At 58.3% G+C, this 19,324-nt stretch carries 19 protein-coding genes; 12 read left to right on the top strand and 7 right to left on the bottom strand.

Annotated features, from left to right (window positions below):
• Positions 1–219 precede the first annotated feature (219 nt).
• From AACY25_RS18650 to AACY25_RS18640, 3 genes are all read left to right on the top strand, one after another.
• Positions 220–2,325 (top strand): GNAT family N-acetyltransferase, encoded by a 2,106-nt coding sequence (locus AACY25_RS18650; protein WP_339526624.1) that lies wholly within the window; start codon positions 220–222, stop codon positions 2,323–2,325.
• Positions 2,318–2,743 (top strand): ASCH domain-containing protein, encoded by a 426-nt coding sequence (locus tag AACY25_RS18645; protein WP_339526623.1) that lies wholly within the window; start codon positions 2,318–2,320, stop codon positions 2,741–2,743. Before AACY25_RS18650 ends, AACY25_RS18645 begins: the two co-directional genes overlap by 8 nt.
• Before the next feature lie 429 nt (positions 2,744–3,172).
• Positions 3,173–3,868: a tRNA (adenine(22)-N(1))-methyltransferase gene (locus AACY25_RS18640; RefSeq protein ID WP_339526622.1), complete on the top strand. Its 696-nt coding sequence runs from the start codon at positions 3,173–3,175 to the stop codon at positions 3,866–3,868.
• 28 nt (positions 3,869–3,896) lie between these two features.
• Here the strand turns inward: AACY25_RS18640 and AACY25_RS18635 are convergent, their stop codons facing one another.
• Positions 3,897–4,670, bottom strand: coding sequence for an SDR family oxidoreductase (locus tag AACY25_RS18635; RefSeq protein ID WP_339526621.1), 774 nt, complete (start codon positions 4,668–4,670; stop codon positions 3,897–3,899).
• Positions 4,667–4,996 (bottom strand): nuclear transport factor 2 family protein, encoded by a 330-nt coding sequence (locus AACY25_RS18630; RefSeq protein WP_339526619.1) that lies wholly within the window; start codon positions 4,994–4,996, stop codon positions 4,667–4,669. The genes AACY25_RS18635 and AACY25_RS18630 overlap by 4 nt, the downstream gene beginning before the upstream one ends.
• A gap of 117 nt (positions 4,997–5,113) precedes the next feature.
• Between AACY25_RS18630 and AACY25_RS18625 the strand changes: the two genes are divergently transcribed.
• Positions 5,114–6,031, top strand: a complete 918-nt coding sequence (locus AACY25_RS18625) for a LysR family transcriptional regulator (RefSeq protein WP_339526618.1) — start codon at positions 5,114–5,116, stop codon at positions 6,029–6,031.
• A gap of 29 nt (positions 6,032–6,060) precedes the next feature.
• Here the strand turns inward: AACY25_RS18625 and AACY25_RS18620 are convergent, their stop codons facing one another.
• Positions 6,061–7,500 carry an HD domain-containing phosphohydrolase gene (locus tag AACY25_RS18620; protein ID WP_339526616.1) on the bottom strand — a complete coding sequence of 480 codons (1,440 nt, stop codon included), beginning with the start codon at positions 7,498–7,500 and terminating at the stop codon, positions 6,061–6,063.
• A gap of 89 nt (positions 7,501–7,589) precedes the next feature.
• On the opposite strand from AACY25_RS18620, the gene AACY25_RS18615 reads away from it, so the two are divergent.
• The 6 genes from AACY25_RS18615 to AACY25_RS18590 all read left to right on the top strand — a co-directional run bounded on the left by AACY25_RS18615 (position 7,590) and on the right by AACY25_RS18590 (position 13,996).
• Entirely contained in the window at positions 7,590–8,363 is a 774-nt protein-coding gene (locus AACY25_RS18615; RefSeq protein ID WP_311090921.1) for an alpha/beta hydrolase, read from the top strand.
• A gap of 191 nt (positions 8,364–8,554) precedes the next feature.
• Positions 8,555–9,451 (top strand): LysR family transcriptional regulator, encoded by an 897-nt coding sequence (locus AACY25_RS18610; RefSeq protein ID WP_311090922.1) that lies wholly within the window; start codon positions 8,555–8,557, stop codon positions 9,449–9,451.
• Positions 9,452–9,454: 3 nt separating this feature from the next.
• Entirely contained in the window at positions 9,455–10,357 is a 903-nt protein-coding gene (locus AACY25_RS18605) for a LysR family transcriptional regulator (RefSeq protein ID WP_339526613.1), read from the top strand.
• 178 nt (positions 10,358–10,535) lie between these two features.
• Entirely contained in the window at positions 10,536–11,165 is a 630-nt protein-coding gene (locus tag AACY25_RS18600) for a glutathione S-transferase family protein (protein WP_339526611.1), read from the top strand.
• 51 nt (positions 11,166–11,216) lie between these two features.
• On the top strand, positions 11,217–13,274 hold the full coding sequence (locus AACY25_RS18595; RefSeq protein WP_339526609.1) for a pyridoxamine 5'-phosphate oxidase family protein: 2,058 nt from the start codon (positions 11,217–11,219) through the stop codon (positions 13,272–13,274).
• A 245-nt stretch (positions 13,275–13,519) separates the two neighbouring features.
• Positions 13,520–13,996, top strand: coding sequence for a nuclear transport factor 2 family protein (locus AACY25_RS18590; protein ID WP_339526607.1), 477 nt, complete (start codon positions 13,520–13,522; stop codon positions 13,994–13,996).
• Between the two features lie 485 nt (positions 13,997–14,481).
• Here the strand turns inward: AACY25_RS18590 and AACY25_RS18585 are convergent, their stop codons facing one another.
• Together AACY25_RS18585 and AACY25_RS18580 are read right to left on the bottom strand one after the other, a co-directional pair.
• On the bottom strand, positions 14,482–14,955 hold the full coding sequence (locus AACY25_RS18585; protein WP_339526605.1) for an AtaL-like protein: 474 nt from the start codon (positions 14,953–14,955) through the stop codon (positions 14,482–14,484).
• A 35-nt stretch (positions 14,956–14,990) separates the two neighbouring features.
• Complete coding sequence (locus AACY25_RS18580) at positions 14,991–15,860, bottom strand: SDR family oxidoreductase (protein WP_339526603.1); 870 nt, start codon at positions 15,858–15,860, stop codon at positions 14,991–14,993.
• 123 nt (positions 15,861–15,983) lie between these two features.
• Between AACY25_RS18580 and AACY25_RS18575 the strand changes: the two genes are divergently transcribed.
• Entirely contained in the window at positions 15,984–16,868 is an 885-nt protein-coding gene (locus AACY25_RS18575; RefSeq protein ID WP_339526601.1) for a LysR family transcriptional regulator, read from the top strand.
• 160 nt (positions 16,869–17,028) lie between these two features.
• Here the strand turns inward: AACY25_RS18575 and AACY25_RS18570 are convergent, their stop codons facing one another.
• Positions 17,029–17,364 carry a carboxymuconolactone decarboxylase family protein gene (locus AACY25_RS18570; RefSeq protein ID WP_339526599.1) on the bottom strand — a complete coding sequence of 112 codons (336 nt, stop codon included), beginning with the start codon at positions 17,362–17,364 and terminating at the stop codon, positions 17,029–17,031.
• Between the two features lie 13 nt (positions 17,365–17,377).
• The gene (locus AACY25_RS18565) at positions 17,378–18,151 is read right to left on the bottom strand and encodes an SDR family NAD(P)-dependent oxidoreductase (RefSeq protein ID WP_339526598.1); all 774 of its coding nucleotides are present in this window, start codon (positions 18,149–18,151) and stop codon (positions 17,378–17,380) included.
• A gap of 177 nt (positions 18,152–18,328) precedes the next feature.
• Between AACY25_RS18565 and gcvA the strand changes: the two genes are divergently transcribed.
• Positions 18,329–19,258 carry a transcriptional regulator GcvA gene (gcvA, locus tag AACY25_RS18560; RefSeq protein WP_339526597.1) on the top strand — a complete coding sequence of 310 codons (930 nt, stop codon included), beginning with the start codon at positions 18,329–18,331 and terminating at the stop codon, positions 19,256–19,258.
• Positions 19,259–19,324: the final 66 nt, after the last annotated feature.

The following is a 19,324-nucleotide window of genomic DNA, read 5'->3' as shown; positions in this document are numbered from 1 at the left end:
TTTTAGGGCGGAAGGGAGAGCGGCGGGATGAAGCTATCACACCGATTCGGTTCAGCATCCGAGTGGGGCTATCTAATTGTCGTCGACGGTATGAGGCGACGGCCCTAGGTAAATATTAATACACGCAAGGAAAAAACATGGTTTTTGATATGCGTGTTCTGCCAAAATCCACGCAAATTCTAGCTTTGCAAAGAAAAATAAATATCGGTTGAGGTAGTAATGGAATACACCATTCTTAAAAAATTTGACGAGGTTTCAAGTTATGTTAGTCAAATCTCGGCTATTGCAGATAAGCACAAAAATTCTTTCGGGTTTTTATCATCGACAGCCTATGAGCAAATGGCATCAAAAGGTCAGTTGTGGGTTGCCATTAATGACGCTAAAGAACTTAAAGGGTACTTGATGTTTGGTGGGACGATGCCAACTCTGAAAGTTTTCCAGGTATATGCCTGTAAGTCTGCAAGGGGGCATGGTGTTGGGCGGAGATTGATTTGCTCATTAAAAGATTATGCGCGGGATAAGTATTATCATTCTATAGTTGCAAAAGTTGCGTCGGACTTGCCGGCTAATAGTTTTTGGGAGAATGTTGGGTTTTCAATATATAGGCAGGTCAAGGGGGGTGAGACAACAAAGCGAACAATAAATATAAGGGGTTATTCATTAGGTGATAATGATCTTTTGGGGTGTTTGGTTAAAGACTCAGCTGGCATTCAACCAATAGGGCCGGTGCTAGATCGTCCAATTTATGCCTTGGATTTAAATTTATTGCTTGATGTGTTTAAGGCTAGGGCTGGTTATAAGAAAGTCATAAAGATTATGCAAGTTGGCTTTCAGGGAGGGTTTTCAATTTGCGTAACCCCTGAGTTTAAGAAAGAGCTTGAGCGTCAATCGGAAAATTATTCTGATGACCCGGTTTTGAGACTCGCAGAAGTTTTTCCTGAGCTGAAATCAGGTGGCGATATTTCTTCTATTGCTGAGTCGTTAAGAGGAATTGTTTTTCCAGCAAGAGGGATGGTTAGAAAATCAGCGCAAAATGATGAGTCTGATCTCATGCACTTGGCTTACTGTATATCTGCGGGTATAGGCGGATTTATTACCCGGGAAAAAGCTTTGTTAAGAGCATGCGGTGAAATTAAAGATAAGCATAATGTGGTAATACTTTCTCCAGACGAGTTGGTTTTAGAAGATGGTGAATTGTCGGATGTCTCAACTCCACTGAATGCAGATTTTTCATTTTCTGCGTCGGTTGTAACTAGTGAAATTAAAGAATTTCTGGATAGTTTTTCTGTGTCAGATGTTGTTGAAAGCATGTTGGTTGATGCATCTCCAATTAAAGATGCGGCAAGTGTTTATGAGGCAAGGTTAGATGGTCGATTATTCGGTGTTTATTTTTCACAAAAGCCAGTAAGGGCGACGAATAGTGCTTTGGCTGCCTTGTATATAGACGAAACTTGTCCCAAGTCGATTGCTGCAATAGATCATTTTCTAGAGACTGCTTTGAGGTCTAGAAGTGGGTTTTCTTATAGGTTGGATCTATATATAGGGAAGGGGCAGGATTTAACAGGAGATACGCTTCTTAAAAAAGGTTTCTTTAAATCGGCGGATCACTTTGTAAAAATAATTAGTGCGCAGTTCTTGGACTCAAAGAGCTGGGCTCGCTTTGCAAGAGATGTAAAGTCTTTCTGTGGGTTTTCCATTCCGGAGAAGCTTCCGTCAAATAAAGAGTTGCAAAATACAGGAGTTTGCTTCACTGATTCCAGTGGTAGGGTTGAGGCATTTTCTTGGTTTGATTTTGAAACAGTTATTGGTCCAAGGTTTATATTGAATCCGGATAGGGATTGTATTTTGGTTCCTATTAAGGAGAATTTTGCTAATGGTTTGATCGGTAATGTGAAAAACCAGCTTTCTCTTTTGTCTAGTCACGAAAAAACTCTTTTGCTTGAAAAAGCATATTTTCGTTCGCCGGCGAAAGCATCACTGTTTAAGAAAGGTGGGATTATTGCGTTTTACGTTTCTGGAAGTAAGAGTATTCAGCAAATTATCGGTTTTGCACGAATTACATATTCTGGTGTTGTTGACGTTGATGAGGCGGCCGTTAAGGTTGATAGGCAAGGAGTTTTGTCTAGAAGTGAGTTGATCGAGATTTCTGGCGTTTCGGAGAAAATCCATGTTTTCACATTTGATAATTTTCTTGAATTTGATCTGAGGGTTTCTTTCTTCAGGGCAAAAAAACTTGGGCTGATTAGTAACGCTAATCTCGTTGCCCCAGAAAGAATAGGGTTTGAGAAGTTAAAGGTTTTGGTTGGGGAGGCTTTCAATGGTTGATGCGATAATATCCATTAAGCCAAGGCATGTTGATAATATTCTTGCTGGGAAAAAGACAGTAGAACTTAGGGTTAGGAAAATTAACTTGCCCATAGGTTCTCGTTTATGGATTTATACAACGCTTCCTATTGGTAAGGTAAGGTTGTCGGCTGAAGTTGCTTTTATCGAGTCTTTGTCGCCGAAGGATATGTGGATAAAGTATGGTAAGGATATATGTATACCGAAAGATGAGTTTGACGAGTATACGAGGTTGCGTGATGTTGTAGTTGCAGTCGGTTTACAGAATGTGAGGGCTTTAGATAAGGAGGTTTGTTTGGAAACAATGCGGAGGCATGAGTCGGGCTTTCAGCCGCCTCAGTTTTTTTTAAAGCTTAATCCTGATAGGGCGTTGTATTCGGTTTTCTATAAGAATTTTTAAATTTTAGTGGTGTTTGTGTTCAGTGCTCTTGTTGGAAGTAAGTTAAAGGTTTTTTATAATTCAGGACTGGCCTAGCTTTCGGCCTTGTTGGCAGGTCGTTTCCTTAAATATGTGTGGATGAAAATATCTGGTCGACCCTGTTTTCTACTTCGCTCATAAAACAGATCCATCTTGGCTTTGACTTAGCAATGCTAAGGTTGAACGGTTTTTCAGTTGCTATAGCTGCTTTTCCTAGAGACAACAGTTTTTAGTGGCTTCGACCGAAGTTGTCCCTCCCACTATTTTTTTGCTGTCTGTACTTCCTCGTCCTAGGCTCGGGTCGAGCAAATATCGCTGGTCACCACGATTTGCCATACACGGCGTGGCCCGACAGAATCGCGCCCCGATTCGGCCCTTTGGCCGGATGCCGAGGCGGAGAAGGGGCGGGAGTTGAACGAGCAGACATTGTCTATGCGCCTGGAGCGTGTGGCGGCGCATGTGCCGGCAGGGGCGCGGCTGGCGGATATTGGCTCGGATCACGCCTATCTGCCGGTGGCGTTGATGCGCCGTGGGGTCATCGAGGCCGCAGTGGCGGGGGAGGTGGCGTTGACGCCGTTCCACGCGGCTGAACGTAGCGTGCGTGAAAACGACCTGAACCAACGCATCAGTGTGCGTCTGGCAGATGGTTTGGCGGCGATTGAGGCGGGCGATGCCATCACTGCGATCAGCATCTGCGGCATGGGCGGCGAGCGGATTCGCGACATCCTCGACAGCGGTAAGGCGCGCCTGAGTGGTCAGGAGCGCTTGATCCTGCAACCCAACGGCGGCGAGCAGCCACTGCGCCAATGGCTGATGGACAATGGCTACCGCATCCTCTGTGAGGAGGTGCTGCGAGAAAATCGCTTTGCCTACGAAATCATCGTGGCCGAGCGCTCTGGCCCGGTGACTTACAGCGCCGAGGAACTGTACTTTGGCCCGCTGCAAATGCAGGCGCGCAGCCCGGCGTTCCTGGCCAAGTGGCAGCGCCTACTGCGCCTGAAGCAGCAGACCCTGGCCAACTTCGCGCAGGCGCGGCAAGCGGTGCCGGAAGAGAAGGTGCAGAAAGTCGCCCAACAGACGCAGTGGATTACTGAGCTGCTGGCGTAAGCCGGGCTCCGGCGATCAGCATGCAGTGCTAGGCGGTTGGCACGGTTCCGCCATCAATCACAAACTCGCTTCCGGTGATCGATGCCGCACGAGGCGAGGCCAGAAAGGCAATCAGCTCCGCAACCTCTGCCGGTTTGGCCGGGCGGCCCAGCGGAATCCCGCCGAGGGCATCCATGATGATGCGTTTGCCGCTGGCATAGTCGGTGCCGGCTTCCTGCGCCAGTCGCTCGGCCAAGGCCACCGACGCTTCGGTCTCGATCCAGCCCGGCGACACCCGCACTACCCGCACGCCTTGCGGCGAGACTTCTTTCGACAGGCTTTTGCTGTAGGTCGACAGCGCCGCCTTGGCGGCTGCGTAAGCTGTGGTGGCTTCGGGCAACGGCAAGCGGTTCTGAATCGAGGTCACATGGATGATCACGCCGCTCTTGCGCTGCAGCATCGCCGGGAGCAGGGCGCGATCCAGGCGCACGGCCGGTAGCAGGTTCAGGTCGAGTTCGCGTTGCCACTGCGCGTCGTCCAATACCGCAAAGCCGCCGCTGGGGGCCGACGAGCCGCCCAGGACGTGGACGATGATGTCCACATCCCCTAGCCGTTGCTGGGCTGCGGCTACCAGTGTTGCGCAGCCTTCCGGGGTCGCGAGGTCAGCCTGTACGAACAGCTCAGCCGGCAGATCGCTGCTGGCCTGCCGGGCGGAAGTCAGCACCTTGGCGCCCTCGGTAAGGAACAGCTCGACCACCGCGCGGCCGACGCCTTTGGTGCCGCCGGTGACCAGTACTCGCTTACCCCTCAGATCGAGGTTCATGGCGCGATCTCCAGCGAGCGAATCTGGCCGTCCTGCAGCAGGAACAGATGATTCAGCTGCAGCGGGCTGCCCGGGAAGTTACCGACCAGCCGCGCCGTGACGTTCAGCGAGTCACCTTGTTGCGTCACCGCCAGCGGCTCGACGCTGTAGGTGAATGCCCGGCGGGCTTCCTGTTGCCAGGCTGCGATGGCGGCAATGCCCTGGTGCGTGCGGTTTTCGTCGGTCACGCTGGCGTGCGCGCAGAAACAGGCGGCAAGGCGCGAGATGTCGCCGCCATTGCTGACAGCAAAGTAGGTCTGTACGGCGTCAGGTAGGTGCAGGTTCATGGCCTGATCTCCTCTCACAGTGGGGTGGGGTTTACGACTGTGATCTTGCCGCTCGCTTGATAGTTTGCTCAACTGGGATAGATGTTAACGACCTATCCCGAATATCAGGACAATTGCATGGCAGATTCGCGCCTTGGTCTCAATGAGCTTGAAGCTGTGCTGGCCGTGGCACGCCGGGCGTCGTTTCGCCAGGCAGCCATTGATCTGGATGTTTCGACCACGGCATTGAGCAACACCATTGCCAAGCTGGAGGCGAGTCTCGAAACGCGTCTGTTCAATCGCACCACCCGCAGCGTGTCGCTGACCGAGGCGGGGGCGATGTACCTGGAGCAAGTCGGCCCGGCTCTGCAGGAAGTGCGTGCGGCGCTGGAAGCGGTGCGTTCGCACAATGCCGGGCCGTCAGGCGTGTTGCGCATCAATGCCTTCGCCAGTGCTGCCCGCGCCGCGTTGCTGCCGCTGGTGTTGGCGTTTCTGCAGCGTTACCCGAAGGTGCATATCGACCTGGTGACCGAAGGCCGCCTGGTGGATATCGTCGCGGACGGTTTCGATCTCGGCGTGCGTTCTGCGAATCTTGTGCCCAGCGATATGATCGTGATTCCGCTCGGCCAGCCGCAGCGTTATGCCGTAGTCGGCTCGCCCGCCTACTTCGCCCAGTACGGTCGGCCGCGTAGCCCAGCGGACTTGCTCACGCATCAGTGCATCCGCATCCGTCTACCCAATGGGGCGATCTACCCCTGGCATTTTGAGCGCGCGGGGGAGGTGAGCCGGCTTGATGTGACTGGCCAACTCACCCTGGACGAGCCGAGTGTCGCCAAGGCGGTGGTGCAGGAAGGCGTGGGGCTGGGCTTTTTTATGCAGCAGGACGTGCAGGCTGAACTCGACGCCGGACAGTTCGAGCGGGTGCTGGAAGAGTGGACGCCGCCCCGTGACAACCTGTGCCTGTACTACCCGAGCCGGCGTAACCCCTCCGCCGCGCTCAAGGCATTCACTGCGTTGGCGCGCGCCAGTCTGCCGAGCAAAGGCCTGCCGGGGTAATTCCCTCGGCTGTCCCCAAGCGCCTGCTATCAGGCAATCAAACCCAGGGTCAGCCCCTTCAAGGTGGCGGCCGCGCGGGTGGAGCAATCCAGCTTGCGGAAAATGCTTTCCATGTGGGTACGCACGGTGCTTGGGCTGATCTCCAGCCGCCGCGCCACTTCCTTGTTGCTGGCGCCGCGGCTGATTTCCAGCAGGATGGAGCATTCGCGGGTAGTGAGTAGCGCGCTTTTCGGCTGAGGCAGTCGGCGTTCGCCACGTGCGGCTGCGATCACCGCTGCGCAGATGTCAGCGTCAAACAGACCACGGCTGGCGTCCTGTTTGAGTAACCGCGCCGCCTCCGATTCGCTATGGGCGGGCCGCCAGGGTCTGGCGCTCCTTAACGCGACCCAGGCGACTGCGCTGGCGAGTAAGCGATACGCGGCGCATTGGGCATCGGCCGGCGCGCCGCGAAAGTAGCCGCTGCCGTCGAGCCGTTCGTAGGCATGGGCGGCAATCTCGCCAGGGATGGTCAGCTCAGTGATCTGCCGTGATGCCTTGTGCGTCCAGTAAGGAACGAGGTGGATACGTTCTGTGGCGCCGTAGGGTAGCGGCCCGGCGGTATTCCACAGCTGATTGGAGACGGCTGCGCGGCCTAGACCATGGATCAGCGCCGCTTTGCCAATCGCCGTCTGGTCGGGCTCTGGCAGCCCCCACAAGCGGGCGGCCTCAACGGCAATCAGCGCCACCTGCCGGGAATAACCTGCCAACCAGGGCAGCTTCAGATCGATCACATCACCCACCAGCGTCAGTGACACGGGGCGTTCGAGTCGGGCGTCGTTCTGCGCGTCGGGCGTTTTTTCCAGCTCCGCCAACCACCCCTTGGCATTGCACACCAGCGTTGAGGCATGAGCAGCAGGATAGCGGCGGTCGGCCTGTTCGCTGATCCAGCTCAGCGCCGCGTCCAGGCCATGAGCGCGGCTGAGGATATCCAGGTCTCCGGCCAGTACCACTTGATACGCCACGTCCGGGATGTGCTCGTGGCTCACGCCTAAAGGGCGGCCGGTTCCGTTATAGGTTTCAAATATCCGGCACAAACCGGCTTCGACCGCTGCGCCGAGTTCGAGGGTTTTCGCGATCTGGCCAGACACCTCGCAATGCACCACGGCGAGCGGAGCCGCCTGGTGCACGGCGTTCATCTGCTCGGCGCCGAGAGTCTGGTCGAGCATCGCGCGGCGGCCATCGACATCATTGCCCAGCAGATGGGCGAAGCCATCGGCATTGGCGGTGCAGCCAGACCAGCGCAGCAAGGCGACCTGCTGCGCCGTCATCAGGTGCTCGCCTTCGCCGTGCATGGCGCGGGCCAGCATCTGCGCCAGGCGGGCAACACGTTGGGAGTGACCGAGGGGCTGGCCCATGCTGAGATCGCCGACCTGGGAGATAGCCTCCAGTGCGCCGTTCAATGAGATGTCGAATCGCAATGCGCTATCCATGAAAAAAGCCCCAGGGTCGGATAAATGACCGATACCCGCTAAGCAGGCCCGTCAGCAGAATTTGAACTCCCAACACAGGAGTTCACCCCATGAAAACATTCAAGTCGCAACTCGTCACCGCCGCCTTCGCCCTGACCAGCACCCTTATGGTCAGTGTCAGCCAGGCTGCCGAGGCAACGCCTTCGGTGGTCATCGTACACGGCGCCTTCGCCGACGGCTCGGATTGGGCCAAGGTAGTGCCGTATCTGCAGGCTGAAGGGGTGGCCGTGACGGTGGTGCAAAACCCACTGACCTCGCTGGCCGACGACGTTGCTGCCACCCAACGCGTGCTGAACAACCAGCCAGGCAACGTGGTGCTGGTCGGCCACTCCTGGGGCGGCACGGTGATCAGTGAGGCCGGTGCCCATGAGAAGGTCAGCGCCCTGGTGTACGTCGCGGCCTTCGCCCCCGATGCCGGGCAGATCAGTGGTGAACAGGGCAAGGGCGCGCCTACGCCGCCTGGCATCAGCCAGATCAAGGCTGACAGCAACGGCTTCCTCTACCTGACGCCAGAAGGCATGGCCAAGGACTTCGCCCAGGATCTGCCGGCGGCACAGACCGCGGTGATGAGCGCAACGCAAGGCCCGATCAAGGCATCGGCCTTCGATGATCGCACCACGGTCGCTGCCTGGAAGACCAAGCCGTCCTGGTACCTGCTCGCCTCTGAGGACCGCATGATTCACCCCGACGTTCAGCGCTCCAGTGCCAAGCGTATCGGCGCCACCCTGACCGAACTGGGCACCAGCCATGTGCCGCAGCAGTCACAGCCTGGCGAAGTGGCCAAGGTGATTCTCGAAGCGGTGCGCAGTGTCGATGCGCAGTGAGCGGGAATGCAGTTTCATGCTCATGGCCTATGACCTGAAAAATTAAGGGCTTAACCTCTCCCGAATGTGCTCGCAGCCACTGCAAGGATTTTCAGCAGTAGGCTGCGCGCAAACACTACGCTAGGGTCTGTTAGGCCATTCTTTTAGGTCAGTCTCGACGTTGGGCGGTGAGTGTGGACAGGTTTCAGGAGATGAAGGTACTGCTGGCTGTTGCGGAAGCAGAAAGCTTTGCCGGCGGTGCCAGACTGGTGGGGATGTCGCCACCCAGCGTGACCCGGGTGATTGCCGGTTTGGAAAAGCGCTTGGGCACGCTGTTGCTGGCGCGCAGCACGCGAAGCCTGCGCCTGACCGAAGCGGGGCGGCGTTATGTGGAGGACTGCAAGCGCATCCTGCTGGAGCTGGAGGAGGCCGAAGAGTTGGCCACTGGCAGCAGCATTCGTGCACGGGGCAACCTGACCGTGACGGCGCCGGTGATGTTCGGTGAGCTGTACCTGATTCCGCTGATTACCGAGTACCTGTCGGCGCATCCACAGGTGACGATCAATGCGCTGCTGGTGGATCGTCTGGTGAATATGGTGGAGGAGGGCGTGGACGTCGCCATCCGCATCGGCCAGTTACCGGAAACTGGCTTGCAGGCCATCAAGGTTGGGCATATTCGCCCGGTCATCTGCGCCGCTCCGGCTTTTCTCGAACGCTTTGGCCGGCCACAAGAACCCAAGGAGGTTATGGCCGCGCCCATCGTGATGTCCTCGGCCAGCAGCCTGCTCACCGACTGGCAGTTCAACCTGGGCACCAGCGCTCTTACCCTGCATCCCAAACCGCGCCTGCTGGTGAGTTCCAACCAGGCGGCGATCAATGCGGCACGGCTGGGTTGGGGCCTGACGCGGGTGTTGTCGTATCAGGTGGCCGAGCTGGTCGCAAAGGGTGAACTGGAGATCATTCTGGAGTCCTTTGAGGCTTCGGCACTGCCGGTGCATGTGCTTTATCAAGGCGGCGGACGAGTACCCGCCAAGGTGCGCACCTTTGTCGATTTCTGTGCCAGCCGCTTCCTGCAAGACCCAGCGCTGCAAAGGGGCGAAGGTGCTTAAGCCGTGAGCCGCTATCGGCAGATGCAGGTATTCGCCGCCGTGGTGCAAGCCGGCAGCCTGGCGGCGGCCGCGCGCCAGCTTGGGCAGTCGCCTGCGACCATCATGCGCAGCATCGCCGCCCTGGAAGCACGGCTGAACAACAGGCTGTTACTACGTGGGCCGCGAGGCGTCGAGCTAAGCCCGGCAGGCGAGCAGTTTGCCGTCAGCTGTCGGCTGATCCTCGAACACACCGCAGTTGCAGAGCGCTCCGCTGCCGGCTTGCATGCGCGCCCTGCGGGTCGGTTGATCCTGTCGTTACCGCTGCTGATGGATCAGCAGATATTTATGCCAATCGCCCTCGATTATTTAACGGCTTTCCCTGAGGTGCAGCTGGTCACCCAGGCCAGCGAAGGTGTGCCCAAGCTGCTCGAGGAAAATATTGATGTTGCCCTGGTGGTGGGCCATCTGCCGAACTCTTCTGAGTTCGCCGTGCCGGTGGGCAGGGTGCGGCCGATTGTTTGCGCTTCTCCCGCCTACCTAGCCAGGTGGGGACACCCGCAAACGCCCGAGGACCTCAAAGCGCACCGCACGGTGCTGACCACGGCCAGCGGTCAGCAAAGCGAGTGGCGTTTTCATGGCGAGCGCTCCACACGCCTGGTGAGGCCCGTGCCGGTACTGACCTGCACCACTCAGCGCGCCGCCATCTATGCCGCGACCCTGGGGTTGGGGCTGATTCGCTGCATGAGCTATGAGGCGCACTATGAATTGCAGAGCGGCTTGCTTGAACCGGTACTGAAAGGCTTTGCCAGTCAGGCTTTGCCCGCACAGTTGATCTACCGCGATGGCCGCCGAGCCGAGGCGCGGGTGCGCACTTTTATCGACTTCGCCACGCCAAGGCTGCGTGCTCATCCAGCATTTCTTGACTGACAGGGCCGCCGGTACCGTGCCCCTGTGCGGTCGCATTATTTTAGAAAACGAAATTATGCATTGCTCTGCATGGTGATTCTGCTTAAGCGCTGGTGGGTGCAGCATGAACCTACCAGCGCAAAAGCCGCCAACCCGGTTTGACGTCGCTGACTACCCTGACCCCATACGGAGCCGCACCATGTCTCAGCCAGCCATCAAACTTTATCGCGTCCCTCTTTCAGGCCACGCTCATCGCGTCGAGCTGATGCTTTCGCTGTTAAAACTGCCCACCGAGCTGGTGTTTGTCGACCTGGCCAATGGGGCGCACAAGACACCTGAATTTCTCGCCATTAACCCGTTCGGGCAAGTGCCGGTCATTGATGACAACGGCACCGTTCTCAGCGACTCGAATGCCATTCTGGTCTATCTGGCGAAGAAGTATGGCAATGGCGCCTGGCTGCCTGAAGAGCCGCTCGCAGCGGCGCGCATTCAGCGCTGGCTCTCGGTGGCCGCTGGCCAACTGGCTTACGGCCCTGCATCTGCCCGGTTGATCACGGTGTTTGGTGCACCCTTGAATGCCGAGGAGGTTATCGCGCGATCTCATGCCTTGCTCAAGGTGATGGACGGCGAACTGGCCAACACTCCTTTCCTGGCGGGCGCTACCGCCACCCTCGCTGATGTCGCCAACTACAGCTATATCGCCCATGCGCCGGAAGGCAATGTGTCGCTGCAGGCCTACCCGAACGTGCGTGCCTGGCTGGAGCGGGTTGAAGCACTGCCAGGCTTCGTGCCCATGCAGCGCACTGCTGCAGGTCTGCAGGCCAACTGAGTCCGTCATAGGCTGCCGGGGTGCCGGCAGCTTTCTTGAGGAGCGCATAGCATGGATCATCTGCCCAAACACCGCCGTTCACCTTGGCATGCCGGGGAAAAAACGCTCCAGGAAACCTACGGCGTCTCCGAACGCATGGAGGTGATCGGGCAGAAGGTCATTCGCGATTACATGCCCGACCAGCACCGCGAGTTCTACCAGCAACTACCTTTTATGATCGTTGGAGCGGTCGATGCAGAGCAGCGGCCCTGGGCCACTCTGCTTGAGGGGGCAGAAGGTTTCGTCACCTCAGCTGATCCGCAGCAGTTATTACTAGCTGTTCAGCCCGACGCGCAGGACCCGGCCGCCAGCGGCCTGCAACCCGGCCACGCCATTGGCCTGCTTGGCATCGAGCTGCATACACGCAGGCGTAATCGCATCAACGGGGCGATCCAGCAGGTTTCTGCCGATGGCCTGGCCGTGGCGGTCGAACACTCCTATGGCAACTGCCCCAAGTACATCCAGGCACGCACCTATACGCGCACATCGGAGCTACTTGAGAATCGCCGTGCGCGCGAAGATTTCACGGAGCTGAATGCCCGCACCACCGAGATGATTCGTGCGGCCGACACCTTCTTTATCGCCAGCTATTTTGACCATGATGCCCATAGCCGTTCGGTTGATGTGTCCCATCGCGGCGGCCGCGCCGGCTTTGTCAAAGTCGAAGGCAACCGGCTGACCATCCCCGATTACGCCGGCAACCTGTTCTTCAATACCCTGGGTAATCTGCAGGCCAATCCGGTCGCAGGGCTGTTGTTTGTTGACTTTGTTTCCGGCGACATCCTGCAACTTACCGGCCGCACCGAGCTGATTCTCGACAGCCCGATGATCAACGCGTTTGAAAGTGCCGAGCGGCTGTGGACCTTTGACGTTGAGCAGGCGGTGCTGCGTCCGGCGGCTACCTCGCTGCGCTGGGCGTTTCACGACTACGCGCCGACCAGCCTGGCCACCGGTAATTGGGCCGACGCGGACGAGAAGCTGCGCCAGAACGAACAGCGCCGGCAGTGGCAACAGTGGCGCGTGACCCAGGTGCAGCAGGAGAGCCAGGACATCCGCTCGTTTTATATCCAGCCGCTGGATAAAGCGGCGGTGGCGTTTACCCCTGGGCAGCATATGCCGCTACGCCTGCAAACACCTGACGCTGACGCGCCGCTGATCCGTACGTACAGCGTCTCCAGCGCGCCGTCCGACGGGCATATCCGCATCAGCGTCAAGGCTCAGGGCCCGGCCTCGCATCACCTGCATAAACACGTACAGGTGGGCGATGTGCTGGAGGTTCGCCCGCCCATGGGCAGCTTCGCGCTGACCGAGGAAACCGAGCGCCCCGTGGTGTTGATCGCCGCCGGGGTCGGCATCACGCCTTTGCTGTCGATGTTCAGAGAGCTGGCTGCGCAGAATCAGCAGCAGCGGCAACGTCATGTGCATCTGTTCCAGAGTGCTCGAGCCCTGGAGGACTTGCCGTTCCAGGCCGAACTCAAGGCGCTGCAGCAGCGCGACACCGAGTACCTGCATATCCACCGCGCATTAAGCAGTCCAGATGCTGAGGCGATTGTTGGCCGCGACTATGAAATCACTGGCCGTCTCGACTTTTCCCAGGTCAAGGCGCGGCTGCCGCTGGATGACTACGACTTTTACCTGTGCGGCCCCGGCGGTTTTCTGCAGGCCATGTACGACGGATTGCGTGGATTGAATATTGTCGATGAGCGCATCCATGCCGAGGCGTTCGGTCCCTCGACGCTGCAACGCTTAGCGGTTGAGCAGTCTGCTGCGCCGGTTCAGCTACCCGCCGCCAGCGCTCCAGTACCGGTCTATTTCTCCTCATCAGCGAAAGAGGCGCGCTGGACGCCGGGCGGCGGCAGCCTGCTGGAACTGGCGGAAAGCCGTGGTCTTAATCCCGACTTCAGCTGCCGTGGCGGTTCTTGCGGGACCTGCAAAACGCGCCTGGTCAGCGGCAACGTGCATTACCCCAACCCACCGGCGCAACTACCGGAGAGTGACAGCGTGTTGATCTGCTGCGCAGTACCGGCGGAACTGGACGGCGCTATCCAACCCCTGGTGCTCGATCTCTAGCGAGGGCTGCAACATGAACCGCGAAATAGTTGACCGTTACGACGCGCTCGACGCCTCGAGTGAAACGCCAGGACACTGGGAAGTGAATTATCTACTCCCGCAGTTACTGCCTGGTCCTGAGCACCCAGGCCACGACGTAAATGCTGCGCTGATGCGTGTATTGAAGCGACTGTTTGCCACCATACGGGCACCCCGTGTCGTCCCGTCTGTCACGCCATCCCTCACCACGTGCAGGAGCCACCGCCATGTCTACCGTTGAAATTCGCCAACCGATTCCACCCTTTACCCGCGAGTCCGCGCTGTTAAAAGTCCGCCTCGCAGAGGATGGCTGGAATAGCCGCGATGCGGCCAAGGTGGCCTTGGCCTACACCCCGGATACGAAGTGGCGCAATCGCGCGGAATTCGTCACCAGCCGTGCCGAGGCGCAGGCGTTTTTGGAGCGTAAGTGGCGCAAGGAACTGGAGTACCGGTTGATCAAGGAACTATGGGCATTTACCGATAACCGCATCGCCGTGCGCTATGCCTACGAATGGCATGACGATTCGGGCAACTGGTTTCGCTCCTACGGCAACGAGAACTGGGAATTCGCCGAAAACGGCCTGATGGCCTACCGCTTTGCCTGCATCAACGACCTGCCCATTCAGGAGTCCGAACGCAAATTCCGCTGGGCCTTAGGCCGTCGTCCTGATGACCATCCGGGGCTTTCGCAATTGGGGCTATAGGTTCGGTCGGCTTAAGTTGGTTGGCGTAGCGCGGTATGGGTGGTAGTCAGCTCTCGGCTAACAAATTCCGGTCATGATCGTTCGCGTTCAGCTTCTGGCAGACTGCACTCTAAGTGGGTTCGGGGACCCAGACCCAAGCCGTTCGCTACGCCTTTAATGTGGTCATGGCGAACTCCGTAAGCATGCTTTTATGTCGTTGTGACCTGCGCCAACGGCGGCATGCGCGTCGGTGGAGAGGGCGGGCGTCGCAAGAAAGCCCTGCCCATCACCGGAAGGCTGTGTGCACTCGGTGATGGGCAGGCCCATGCTGGGCGTAACAGATCGACGCCAGACCATCAGGGGTGCCGTCCGGCTTCGCCCGCCTGCGGGTCATCGAAGCAATAGCAAACCGATGGGAAGTCGCAGGTGCCCACCATTAGCAGATGCCCAGATATTCGGCAGTTTCCCTCAACGATGGGTTTGTAAAAATGGAGCAGGCTGGCGCATCAGAGATTGCCTTCTGCGAGCAATTCGCGGGTGCGTTTCAGCGTCGACTGCAGCGCGGCCTTGTAGCCGGTGTCGCTGTCGAACTGGGCCTGTTCGGCCTGCTCCTCCGCGCCGCCCGGCTCTTTGTCGCGCAGGCCGAGGTAGCAGTAAAAGCGAAGCTGGAGCGCCCCGGTCTCGTCCTCGAAGAGCTCATTGACAATGGCGCCCTCGCGGGGGCCTGTGGCCTGGAAAAAGGTGACCCTGTTGCGGGGCTCCAGGGTCATGATTTCGCGCAGATCCGTGCCGCCAATGGTGACTTCGCGTACAAAATGCGTCGCGCTTTCCTCCACGATCTCGCAGCGGCTGCACAAGCCTTCTGGCAGGAACAAACGAGCGTCGCGAGCCTTGAGCACTAGCCCTTGCCACGCCTGCTCACGGGTCAGCGCTGTTTCACCCTCCGGGTTCACGGCGACCCTAGCGGTCGAACTGATCATGCTGAGTTTCCTTGTATGAGTGGGGTGCGCCGGCGTCAGACCGAGGCCGCGACTCGATTGGCGAATTCGCGGTAGGAGTGAAGGGGGCGACCCAGAAGGGTGCTCAGGCGGTCGACGTCGCCGGTATCGGGAATCATCCCGTCGGTGTTGAAACGCTCACTCATCAAGCGCATGTCATAAGCCATCCAGCCCGGCATGTGCTGCGCCAGGTTCTGCTCGAACGCGGCGGTGTCCTCACCCGGATAGCCGATGGGACGGCCTAATGCGTCAGTCCAAATGGCGGCGATGTCCTGGCCGGTTAGCGTGTCGGGGCCAACGACGTTGATTCTCTCGAGCGGGAGCGGCACATTCGACTGCTCGCGGCGCAAGAGCTCGATGGCTGCGACCTCTCCGATGTCGCGTGTGTCGACCATCGCAAGCCCCTTGCTGCCGATCGGCATGGGGTAAATGCCGTACCCGGTCACCACGTCCTTGATGGTCAGGTCGTTATCGATGAAGTAGGCAGGACGCAAGATCGTGGCGTTCAGCCCCATCTGTTCGATCATGCGCTCAACACCATACTTGCCCGCGAAATGCGGCACGTTTACGTAGCGCTCGCTGTGGATCACCGAGAGGTAAACGATTCGCTCGATCCCGGCCTCACGGGCGAGGTTGAGCGCAACCAGTGCCTGGGTGTACTCGTCAGCCACCACGGCGTTGAGCAGAAACAGCGTCGAAATGCCCCGGTAGGCGCTACGCAGCGAGCCAACATCGAGCAGATCACCCTGGACGACATTGACGCGGGCCGGGAAAGCCGCCTTCGATGGATCGCGAACGAGAGCGCGTACATCGGCACCGCGCTGGACGAGTTGTTGCACGACTTGGCTGCCAACAGTTCCTGTTGCGCCAATAATGAGAATGGTCATGGTGACTCCTGGGTTGTGGTTGTTGGTTTCAACTGCGATTGCGTACGGCCTGCACCATAGGGTGTTTCAATATCTAAACAAAGATCATAAGATCGAGACACATCGACCCAAATGTGAGACGGTATGGATTACAACGCTTTACAGGATTTTCAGCTGGTGGCCGTTCACGGCGGGCTTGGACGAGCAAGTCGTGCCAGCGGGAGGGCCAAGGCGACCCTGTCACGCCGGGTCGCAGATCTGGAAGAAGGGCTGGGCGTCCGGCTCTTCGAGCGAAGTGACCGCAGTCTCGAACTGACCGAGGCTGGCGAATTGCTACTCGCTCGAATCGAAGGACCGATGCGTGAGGTCGCCGAAGCGGTAGCCGCAGCGCGAGATGGCCTCACGACCCCGCGCGGCCGGCTGCGAATAGCGGCGCCACTGCTGTTTTCGCAGGTGGCGCTGGGGCGGCTGGCTGCCGCGTTTCAGGCGATCCATCCAGAAGTGGAGATAGAAGCGGTAGCCGAGGACCGTCTCGTCAACCTCGTGGAGGAGCATTTCGATGTCGCCATTCGCATCAATCCGCCCAAGAACAGCGTGCTGGTAGGCAGGTGCTTCGCCAGGGACACGCTTGTCCTGGTGGCTGCTCCCTCGGTGTCAATACTAACGCGCTGCGGGAATGAGCCGCTCCGTGTTCCGGCGATCGTCATGCCGACGTATCGAGAAGGTGATGTCTGGTCAGTCTGCGATGACGAACTGTCCATCGAACCTCAGCCTGTCTTGCGGCTGTCCTCGCTCCTGGCGGTTCGAGATGCCGCTGTGGCGGGCGCAGGGGTCGCGATGTTGCCGCAATCTCTCATAGGGAGCCTGCTAGACAGCGGTGAACTCGTGTCGTGGGGCATCGCGGGCAATGAAGTCGAGCTTTGGATTCTGCATACGTCCAGACGCCTGCAGAGCCCCAAGGTCCGTGCCTTTGTGGAATTTCTGTGCAGCCAATACCCCGACGGATCGTTCGTCATTCCGATCGGGTGACAGGTTCAACCGAACGAAAATCCACTACGTTCGCATCAAGTCGATACCAGCCTGGTGTAGGCAGTGAACACCGGCAAGGCCGCCTGAAGACAGCCATCTCCTGCTTGCGCATGTACGGCTCCAGCAAACGAAACGGACGCCCAGGGGCGTCCGCCGATCATCACGATTTGTCGAAAGCTGCCACGGCATCGAATACCCTGGCGCTGTAGGTCAGCGCCGCTCCGGCGTTCAGGGCGATAGCCACACTCAGGGCCTCGGCAATTTCCTCCCTGGTCGCACCATGCTTCAGCGCGGCCTGAGTATGCACTGCGATGCAACCATCGCAACGGGTCGTCACGGCCACAGACAGGGCGATTAGCTCATGAACCTTCGGCTCCAGGTGCTTCGCCGGTACGTTGCCGAGAGCGTTCAACCCACGCACAGCCCCTGGAGCCAACTTGCCGAATTCCCCGATACGATTGATGAGGTTGGCGAAATAGTCCTCCCAGTTTTTCATCTGGATCGCACCTTCAGTTCCGGCCAGCGGTGACGCCGCCGTCTACTGGCAACACGGTACCGGTGATCCAGGAAGCTTGTTCCGACGCCAGAAACAAGATGGCAGAAGCAACATCGGCGGGTTGTCCGTTGCGCCCCAACGGATGGAAGGCGTTGAACGTCGGCAGCACTTCCTTGACCTGTTCTGCAGTCATGAAGGTGCCGTATACCGGTGTTTCAACCACCGCTGGGGCTACGGTGTTGATGCGGATGTTCGATCCAGCCAGCTCGATGGCCAAGTTGCGAGTCAGCGCATGCACGCCGGCATTGGCAGCGGAGTATGCGGCCGAAGGGGTGGCGCCGATAGCTTGGATAGCCCACAGCGAACCGGTTTGTACGATGGCGCCACCACCGCGCTGCTGCATCGCTTGGGCAGCCGCCTGGGCCATGAAGAACTTGCCCTTGAGGATGGTGTCGAGGAACCAGTCGTACTCGGCAGGACTTACCTCCAGGAACGGCTTCGGATTGAAGACGCCTGCGTTGTTGATCAGGATGTCCAGCCCACCGTATTCGCTCACAGCCAAGTCGACCAGAGCCTGGGCAGTTGAAGGTTGAGCGATGTCACCAGCCAGGGTACGGACATGGCTACCACTGGCATCGATATCATGGGCAGCTTGCGCCAGTTTGGCAGCGTCTCGACCGCCGATGACTACCGACGCGCCAGCTTCCACCAGGCGCTTGGCCACTTCTTTGCCGATGCCCGAACCGCCGCCGGTAATGATCGCAACCTTGTTAGAAAAACTTTTCATGTTCTGATCTCTTCAGTGGTGCTGAGCGCAAGGGATGGATAATCCTGAAGGTCTTGAGGAAGCGCCGTAATCTGCTATCTTCGCGGCGTATGGCTCCCGACCTGGTGTGCATTGTTGACTCACCAGATACCGCCAACAACGTATAAGTTTTTGTCTGTTGAGATAGATTTTCTTCCAATGACAGCACCTGCCTACCTCAATGCTTTGCGTGCTTTCGAGGCCGCCGCTCGCCACCAAAGCTTCTCTGCCGCCGCCGCCGAGCTGAACGTCACCCCGGCCGCCGTGGGGCAACAGGTACGCAATCTGGAGGCGTGGCTCGGTATCGCGCTGTTCTCGCGCGCGACTAGCGGCTCGGCGCGACTGTTGCTGACTGATGCGGCGCGGGTCGCCCTGCCAGACATCCGTGAAGGCTTCGAGCGATTGAGCGTGGGGTTGGCGCGATTGAAAGACGCAGGGGTGAGCGCAGAGCTGACTGTCACCGTGAGCCCAGCGTTTGCCTCGAAGTGGCTACTGCCGCGTATCGAGCGTTTCCAGCAGGCCTATCCGGATCTGGATGTGCTGCTGGATACCAATTCGAGGTCGGTGGATTTTCAGGCTGAGCGAATCGATGTCGGCGTGCGTTACGGCGCCGGCAACTGGCCCGGCCTTAGCGCCGTTCGCCTGATGGATGAAGTCATTTTTCCGGTATGTGCACCGGACTATCCGCTGCTGGAAAGGGGTTGCCTACAGCCTGAGGTGGTACCTCGCTGTACGCTGATCCATGACCTTTCGATGGCCAATTACGCCGACTATCCCACCTGGAGAATGTGGCTGGACGCAGCGGGGCATGGCCACGTGAAAACCGAACACGGATTGCGCATCAACAACTCTGCTGCCGTGCTGCAAGCAGCGGTAGATGGGCAAGGGTTGGCGCTGGCACGCAGCGTAATGGTCAAAGATGACCTGGAGGCGGGTCGGTTGATTCGCCCCTTTGCCGACGAAGGCCTGGATTGCTCGCTGACACAGGCTTATTACGTAGTCTATCGCCCGGAGGTCGGTGAGCTACCGAAGGTACAGGCTTTCCGCGACTGGCTGCTCAGCGAGGTGGGCAAATCATCAGAAATCTAAATAGACCATTGACCGGCAGCTTTTGGCCGACAGCTGCCGGTCATGAAGGTCAGAAATTGGCCGCGA

The sequence above is a fragment of the Pseudomonas sp. EA_35y_Pfl2_R111 genome (assembly GCF_963970955.1).
Lineage (GTDB): Bacteria > Pseudomonadota > Gammaproteobacteria > Pseudomonadales > Pseudomonadaceae > Aquipseudomonas.
This window is presented reverse-complemented; position numbering and strand designations above follow the sequence as displayed.